Source organism: Caballeronia sp. dw_276 (assembly GCF_018449635.1).
In the GTDB taxonomy this organism is placed as follows: domain Bacteria; phylum Pseudomonadota; class Gammaproteobacteria; order Burkholderiales; family Burkholderiaceae; genus Caballeronia.
In genome coordinates this window covers 1-1708 of record NZ_JAAVUV010000041.1, presented here as the reverse complement: position 1 = coordinate 1708, position 1708 = coordinate 1, and the positions used below count along the sequence as shown (strand labels likewise).

The following is a 1708-nucleotide window of genomic DNA, read 5'->3' as shown; positions in this document are numbered from 1 at the left end:
GGGCGCCACGCCTCGCTCACGCAGATAATGAGCGAGCCGGTTGGCGCGTCTATTCAGTTCGCGGTAGCTGACCGACCCGGTTTCATCGGTCACTGAGATGGCATCGGGCGTGCGCTCCACCTGTGCCTCGAACCGGGCATGCCATGTCGGCTCGTTCGAATGCGCCGCAGACGTCTCGTTCCATTCATCGACGACAAGGCTGCGCTCGGCGTCCGTCAACATGCCGAATCCGGCAATCCGTGCTTCCGGCTCCGCCGCCATGGTGTCCAGCAGGCGCACGAAATGCGCGCTCATACGCTGGATCGTCGTCGCATCGAACAGGTCGGTGTCGTATTCGAAAGTACCGCGCAGGCCGCCCTCGACTTCCTCCAGATTCAGCGTCAGATCGAACTTCGCGCTTGTCGCCGCATAGCCTACCGATGCCAGATCGAGGCCCGGCAGTTGCATCGCCTCGAAGGGCGCATTGTGCAACGCCAGCATCACCTGAAACAGCGGGGCGTGCGCCGGATTGCGCCTGGGCTGCAAGATTTCGACGAGCTGTTCGAACGGCACGTCCTGGTGGGTGTATGCACCGAGCGTCGTTTCCCGCATCCGGGCAAGCAGGCTTGAAAACGTGTCGTCCGCTTCGACCGTCTCACGCAACACCAGCGTATTCGCGAAGCAGCCGATCAGGTCTTCGGTCTGCGAGTGGGTACGGTTCGCAATCGGTGTGCCGATCGCGATATCCGTGTCGCCCGAATACCGCGACAGCAGTACCGCAAAACCCGAAGCCAATGTCATGAACAGCGTGGCCTGGCCGCGCCGGCTCGCAGCACGCAAGGCATCGGTGATTTGCGCTGCGATCTCGAAACCATGAACTGCGCCGCGATGGCGCTGCACGGCCGGGCGAGGATGGTCCGTCGGCAGGTTCAGCAACGTCGGCGCATCGGCAAGCTGCGCCTGCCAGTAGTCGAGCTGCTCGCGAAGCACTGCGCCCGAGAGCCATTCGCGTTGCCAGGACGCGTAATCCGCGTACTGCACGGACAAGGCAGGCAACGGCGACGGCTCGCCCCGGGAGAATGCCTCGTACAACGCAGCCACTTCCCGTACCAGCACGCCCGTCGACCAGCCATCCGAGACGATGTGATGCAGCGCCAGCGCGACGACATGTTCACGCGCGTCGAGCCTGACCAGCTGGGCACGCATGAGCGAGCCCTCCGCGAGGTCGAAACCTGAACGGACCGCATTCGCCAGCAACTGCTGCAACGCATCCTCACGCTCTTCGGCCGGCAACGCAGAGAGGTCGGTCAGCGGAAAATCGAATTCCGTTGCCGGCATGACCACTTGCACAGGTACACCATCTGGCGCGATGAAGCACGTACGCAGCACCTCATGGCGGCGGGTCACTTCGTATAGCGTTCGATGCAGTGCGTCGACGTCCAGTTCGCCATGCAAACGCACGGCAGCTGGAAGAATGTAGAACGCGTTGCCCGGCTCCAGTTGATCGAGGAACCACAGGCGTTGCTGCGCATGCGAGAGCGGCAGTGCCATGTCACGGTTCGCGCGCGTGATTGGCAACGGCGATGTGCCTTCGTCACCGGGGCGCGCGGCGGCTGCCCGAGCGGCTAGATCGGCCAGCATGGGAGCTTCGAACAGCGCACGCAGGGGCAACTCGACGCCGAGCGCTTCGCGCAGGCGCGACTGCACTTGCGTGGCCAGCAGCGAATGG

Annotated in this window: 1 protein-coding gene; it reads right to left on the bottom strand. The window is 63.8% G+C overall.

Annotation, left to right across the window (positions count from 1 at the left end; translation table 11 throughout):
- Window positions 1-1708: condensation domain-containing protein (locus tag HB633_RS30505; RefSeq protein ID WP_255581301.1), on the bottom strand; the 1708-nt coding region annotated here is incomplete at both ends.